General features: G+C 58.2%; 5 protein-coding genes. All 5 read right to left on the minus strand.

Annotation, left to right across the window (positions count from 1 at the left end):
• Positions 1 to 63 precede the first annotated feature (63 nt).
• The gene (locus RS75_RS09940) at positions 64 to 3,153 is read right to left on the minus strand and encodes an efflux RND transporter permease subunit (protein WP_045019805.1); all 3,090 of its coding nucleotides are present in this window, start codon (positions 3,151 to 3,153) and stop codon (positions 64 to 66) included.
• Positions 3,154 to 3,206: 53 nt separating this feature from the next.
• Complete coding sequence (locus tag RS75_RS09945; RefSeq protein ID WP_045019806.1) at positions 3,207 to 4,409, minus strand: efflux RND transporter periplasmic adaptor subunit; 1,203 nt, start codon at positions 4,407 to 4,409, stop codon at positions 3,207 to 3,209.
• Positions 4,410 to 4,607: 198 nt separating this feature from the next.
• Positions 4,608 to 5,267 (minus strand): TetR family transcriptional regulator, encoded by a 660-nt coding sequence (locus RS75_RS09950; RefSeq protein ID WP_045019807.1) that lies wholly within the window; start codon positions 5,265 to 5,267, stop codon positions 4,608 to 4,610.
• 2 nt (positions 5,268 to 5,269) lie between these two features.
• Complete coding sequence (locus RS75_RS09955; RefSeq protein ID WP_045019809.1) at positions 5,270 to 6,220, minus strand: phosphoribosylaminoimidazolesuccinocarboxamide synthase; 951 nt, start codon at positions 6,218 to 6,220, stop codon at positions 5,270 to 5,272.
• 13 nt (positions 6,221 to 6,233) lie between these two features.
• Positions 6,234 to 6,421 (minus strand): hypothetical protein (locus RS75_RS26990; RefSeq protein ID WP_210165682.1); only part of this gene is annotated, 188 nt, incomplete at its 5' end.

Genomic DNA, 6,421 nt, shown 5'->3' on the forward strand with positions numbered 1-6,421 from the left:
TTTACCAAATCGGCAACATTTCTAGCAGCGTATTAACGGTAGGCACAGCCCATTTTTGTTTTGTTAACGCCTTGAAAGGCGACGAATGATGACGAAAAAGGACGGAACGAAGAAAATTCCGAGCAGTGTTGCAGAAAGCATACCACCCAGCACCCCGATACCGATTGCATTTTGCGCGGCGGAACCCGCCCCGGTTGCTATCGCAAGAGGTACGACGCCGAGGATGAAGGCGAGCGAGGTCATGATGATCGGGCGCAGGCGCAGCTTCGCCGCCTCCAGTGCCGCTTCCACCAGACTTAACCCGTGCTCCTGCCTCTCCTTGGCGAATTCGACGATCAGGATCGCGTTTTTCGCGGCAAGGCCGATGGTCGTCAGCAAGCCCACCTTGAAGTAGACGTCGTTCGTCTGGCCGAAGAGATGGGCTGCGGTCAGGGCGCCGAGGACACCCACCGGGACGGCCAGAATGACCGAGAACGGGATCGACCAGCTTTCATAAAGGGCAGCCAGGCAAAGGAACACGATGAGAACCGACAGCGCGTACAGCATCGGCGCCTGCGAGCCGGAAAGGCGTTCCTGATAGGAGATGCCCTGCCACGCCACGGTGTAACCGCCCGGCATGCTTGCCGTCAGGCGTTCCATCTCGTCCATGGCTTCGCCGGAAGCCACGCCAGCGCCGGCGGTGCCTTCAAGCGAGATCGCGCCTGTGCCGTTGTAGCGTGCCAGTGACGGCGGCGCGTTGATCCATTTCACCTCGCTGAAGGAGGAGAAAGGTACCATCTCGCCGCTGGTATTGCGGGCATACCAATATTTCAGGTCGTCCGGCTGCATGCGGTAGGGCGCATCACCCTGGACGTAGACCGGCTTGAGTTCGCCGTTCAGGGTGAAGTCATTGACATCACGTCCGGCAAAGATCGTCGACAACATCAGGTTCACGGAGGATAGATCGACGCCCATGGCCCCCATCTTTTCCTGATCGAGAATGATCTTCATCTGCGTTTCGTTGTCCTGGCTGTCGCTTCTGAGCGAGCTGATTTTCGGATTGCTTGTGGCAAGCGCGATCAGTTCCTTGGAGGTGGCAGTCAGTGACTCGGTGCCGTTACGGCCGCTATCCACGAGATACATCGAGAAACCGCTCGATGTGCCCATGCCCTGAATTGCAGGCGGCAGAAGCGGAAACACCTGTGCATCGCGGAAACCGAAGAACGTACCCATCGCACGCTGCACGATGGCGCCGGCATGCTGATCGGGTGCGGTTCTCTCGGTGAAGTCCTTGAGCTTGGTGAAGACGATCGCGTTGTTCTGGCCGGAACCGCTGAAGCTGAAGCCAAGCACGCCGAAAACGGATTCGACATTGGCGGCTTCCTTTTCGCGGAAGTAGTTCTCGACCTGTTTCACCACCTCGTTGGTCCGTTCGATATTCGAACCCGTCGGGGTCTGGATGATCGTCAGAAGCACGCCCTGGTCTTCCTGCGGCAGGAACGAGCTTGGCAGCTTGGTGAAGAACCAGGCGCAGCCGCCGACGACGATCAGGAAAAGGATCGTCACGCGCAGGGGCCGCTTCAGCAGGTAGCCGATGGAGGAAACATAGCCGTTCGTCGTGTTGCTGAAGCCGCGGTTGAACCAGGCACCCGGACCGCGCTGCTTTTTGGTATGGTCGATGGGCTTCAGCATCGTGGCGCAAAGCGCCGGCGTCAGAACGATGGCGACCACTGCCGAAAGCAGCATGGCCGAAACGATGGTGATCGAGAACTGGCGATAGATGATGCCGGTCGATCCGCCGAAGAAGGCCATCGGAATGAACACGGCCGTCAACACGAGCGCGATGCCGATGATCGCGCCGGTGATTTCACCCATCGACTTTTCGGTTGCCTCGACCGGCGACAGACCTTCTTCCGACATGATGCGCTCGACGTTTTCGACGACGACGATGGCGTCGTCGACAAGAAGGCCGATTGCCAGAACCATGGCGAACATGGTGAGCGTATTAATTGAATATCCGGTCAGTGCGAGGATGCCGAACGTGCCGAGAAGCACGACGGGCACCGCGATCATCGGAATGAAGGTGGCTCTGAGATTTTGCAGGAACACCAGCAGAACGACGAAGACGAGGATAATCGCTTCGATCAGCGTGTGTACGACTTTCTCGATCGACAGCTGTACGAAGGGCGTCGTGTCGTAGGGATATTCGATCGAGACGCCTTCAGGCAGCGAGCCTTCGACGGCGGTAAGCGCCGACTTTACGCGCGCTGCGGTATCGAGCGCATTGGCGCCCGTGGCGAGATTGACCGCGAAACCGGCCGAGGGACGGCCGTTCGAACGGGAATCGCCGCCATAGGTTTCCTGGCCGATTTCGATGCGCGCCACGTCGCTCAGACGAACGGTTGCGCCGTCCTTCTCTACTCTCAAAATGACCGATTCGAAATCGGCAACCGTGGTGAGCTGGCTCTGAGCCGTCACCGTCACGTTCAGCTGCTGGCCCTTGACGGCAGGCACGGCGCCGAGGGCGCCGACCGAAACCTGGGTGTTCTGGCTCTCGATGGCGCCGGTGACGTCGGCCGTGGTCAGCTGGTATTTGTTGAGCTTGAACGGATCCAGCCAGATGCGCATTGCATATTCGGAACCGAAGACGTTGATGCTGCCCACGCCTTCGAGGCGCTTGATCTGGTCTTCGACACGCGAGGAAAACACGTCGCCGAGGTCGGCCGAATTGCGCTTGCCATCGGTCGAGATCAGCGCGCCCACCATCAGGATGCTCGATGTCGAACGGCTGACCTGGATGCCCCGCTGCTGCACGGTATCGGGCAATTGCGACTGGACGAGCTGCAGCTTGTTCTGCACCTGAACCTGCGCGATATCAGGCAGGATGCTGTTGCCGAAGGTCAGCGTCACTTCGGCGCTGCCGGTCGAGGATGACGACGTCATGTAGGTCAGGTCGTCAAGGCCGGTCATGCCGTCCTCGATGATGGTCGTCACCGATTTTTCGACCGTTTCGGCGCTGGCGCCGTTATAGGTCGCGCTGACACGAACCGTCGTCGGCGCAATATCGGGATATTGCGAGATGGAGAGCGTCACGATTGCCAAGGCGCCGCCCAGCATGATGACGATGGCGATAACCCATGCAAAAACGGGGCGCCTGATGAAGAAATGGGCCATGGCAGTCCTGCCTTACCTTTTACGAGCTTCAACCAAGGGTTTGGTGCTCATGTTTATTTCGAGGGGGCGGCGGCAGGCGGAGCTTGCTGCGGCAGAACGACGATACCGCGATCGTCGATGGTCACTTCCACTGGCGCGACCGTCGCGCCGTCGGCAATCCACTGGAAGCCGTCGACGATGAGCTTGTCGCCATCCTTGACGTTTTCCGTCACCAGCCAGGCGTTGCCCGACTGCTGGCTGGACGCGAAGGTGCGTGTTTCCACCTTGTTTTCCGCGGAGACGAACTTTGCGGTCAGTTCGCCATTGGCGTTCCGGCTCGCCGCGCGCTGCGGTATGCGGAACCCCATTTCCTTGCCGATGGTCAGTGTGGCGCGAACATAGGTGCCGGGAAGCAGCAGATCGTCCGGATTGTCGAAGAGGGCGCGGATGGAGAAGGTGCCCGTGGTTTCGCTCACCGCCATGTCGGACATGTCGATCTTGCCGTCGTGCTTGTATTCGGTGCCGTCTTCCAGCGTCAGGTGAATGCCGGTTTCCTTGGTGTCGCCACCGAGCTGGCCGGAGGAGATCGCCTTTTTGAGACGCAGGAGATTGATGCTGGATTCCATCAGATCGATGTAGATCGGATCGATACGGCGCAGCGTCGTCAAAGCCGTCGTCTGGTTTGCTGTCACCACGTTGCCGATGCTGAAAGCGGTTGCGCTCGCGATGCCGTCGAAAGGCGCGCGGACCTTGGTGAGATCGAGGTTGATTTCAGCCGTTTCCAGCGCGGCTTTGGTCTGGGCCACATCGGCTTCGGCCTGAAGCAGCGTCACCTTTGCGTTTTCATATTCGATCTGCGTTGCGCCGCTGTTGACCAGCCGCTGGTAACGGGCAAGGTTCGCCTGGGCGCTAGGAACGCTTGCTTCGGCCTTTGCCACGCTTGCCTTGGCCTGCGCCACTTCCGCCAGATAGGTGTTGTCTTCTATCTGGTAGAGAACGTCGCCCTGCTTGACCTCGCTACCTTCCTTGAAGGGAATTTCGCGGATGATGCCGGTGACGCGCGGTCGGATTTCCGCTGTCTGGAACGCGCTGGCGCGACCGGGAAGTACGGTGGTCAGCGGATATTCGCTGGTCTTCATCAGAATGATGCTGACCGGAGACGGCGGGCGCTCGGCAGCCTGGCCGGCGGTCTGGCTGCTCTCGCCGCCATCGCTGCATCCCGCGAGAACTGCGGTCATGCACAGAGAAGCAAATAGGGGTAAAATACGTCGGCTCATTGTTCTTCCCTGCGTATCGGTCGCATTCAACTATAAGCGCAATATCGCTCGGCGGATGCGCGTCCGGGAAACAGACGACAGGCGAAAGTCCAAATGGGGACCTTCTTCGCTCAATCTGTTCGGACCGCCATTCGCATAGAAGCGCAGGCTTTCACGCTTCGCAAGCAATTGCGAGAAGGTGACGTAAGTTGAGAATCGTCACTTAGCAAGTGGGTTGCGCAATCCCGCTTCGATTAAATCGACCAGTTGATCGCAACGTGTTGCCAAATTGCCGATATCTTCCCGGGCGATGAGGACGGGATGGATGACGCTGGTCAGGGCGTGGAGCACGTTTTCGGCCAGAACGGGAATGTCGGCGGCGGCGTAGACACCCTCATCCACACCGTCGCGAATAATCTCGGCCAACAGGTTCGCGATGACGAATTTGTAGTAGTCGCCGCACTTCATGTCCTGCTTGGCCGTCATCAGGATCATTTCGAATATATAAGGATTGTCGTTGAGGTTCTGATGGTGCTGCTCCATCAGGGTGCGGGCGAGATGGCGCAACCTTGAAAGCGGTGCATGGCTTTTGTCGAGCGGGTGGATTTCCCGCTGGAATGCACCGATCTGCTCGAATCCGATGGCGTCGACAAGTGCGTTCTTCGAGTTGAAGTTCTTGAAGACGTTGGCCGGCGACATGCCGAGCGCAGCAGCGATATCGGCAATCGCCACGGCATTGAACCCGCGCTCCCGAAAAAGCTCTTCGGCTTTGGCGAGAATATCCCGCCGCGTCTCTTCGGCGGAACGGCGAGGTCGACGTTTGACAGGAAGGTCGTTCTTCCTGTCACCCTTTCTCACCTGTTCGATCGTTTTGCTCAAGGTCAGACTCCGGGGAAAAACTGCTCCAGGTTCCGGCGTACTCTTGCGAGCGGCGTCTCGCCACTATCGTCGGGAACGAAGCTTTGTCCGGTGATGCGTTCGTATGCATCAATATATACCTTGGACGTCTGCAATACGAGTTCCTGCGGAATTTCGGGAACGTCATCCTTATAGGGGTCGCAGCGTTCGGCAACCCAGGCCCTCACGAAATCCTTGTCGAAGCTCGCCGGCCGTGCGCCGTTGCGGAAGCTCTCTTCATAGGTTTCAGCCATCCAGTAACGGCTGCTGTCTGGCGTGTGGATTTCGTCGGCCAGAATGATCGTGCCGTTTTCATCCGTCCCGAATTCATATTTCGTATCGACGAGAATGAGGCCCTGCTTCGCGGCAATCTCCTGTCCGCGCTTGAACAGTGCCAGTGCGTAGCGGGACAGCGTGTCCCATTGCTCCTGTGTCAGAAGTTTCTTCTCGACGATCTCGGCGGGCGTCAGCGGCTCGTCGTGGCCGCCATCGAAGGCCTTGCTCGTTGGCGTGATGATGGCTTCGGGCAGGATCTGGTTGTCCTTCATCCCGTCCGGCAGGCTCATGCCGTACATCTGTCTCTGACCCTTCTTATAGAGGGTCAGGATGGATGTGCCGGTGGTGCCGGCCAGATATCCGCGAACCACCACCTCTACCGGCAATATTTCAAGCCTCTTGCCGATGACGACATTCGGATCGGGGTAGCTGACCACATGGTTGGGGCAGATGTCCTTGGTCTGCTCGAACCAGTAGCGCGCCGTCTGGGTCAATACCTGTCCCTTATAAGGAACGCAGGTAAGGATGCGGTCGAATGCACTGAGGCGATCGGTGGATATGATAATACGGTTGCCGTCGGCCAGATCGTAGTTTTCCCGCACTTTGCCACGGTAATAATTCGGCAGCTCGGGAATGACGGCTTCATCGAGAATGCGCACGGGTTCTCCAATTCTAGGCTTTATAGGGGGCATCGGACACCCCAAGTCTTCTGAAACTCTTGTCCGTTCCTATTGCATGTTTCACTGAACAGGACCAGTCGCCACATAAAGGAGGCCTCCACGGCCCTCCTGTATCGCTGTTTGCGAAATTATCCTGTATTTTCAGCATCATAGCAAAAATGTCAGTTTTTTGACGATGGG

It is taken from the genome of Rhizobium nepotum 39/7 (genome assembly GCF_000949865.1).
Lineage (GTDB): Bacteria > Pseudomonadota > Alphaproteobacteria > Rhizobiales > Rhizobiaceae > Agrobacterium > Agrobacterium nepotum.

Bases quoted from the DNA above. Each gene is read 5' to 3' on its own strand.
- RS75_RS09945 (WP_045019806.1), bottom strand. From the start codon at position 4,409: ATGAGCCGACGTATTTTACCCCTATTTGCTTCTCTGTGCATGACCGCA.
- RS75_RS09940 (WP_045019805.1), bottom strand. From the start codon at position 3,153: ATGGCCCATTTCTTCATCAGGCGCCCCGTTTTTGCATGGGTTATCGCC.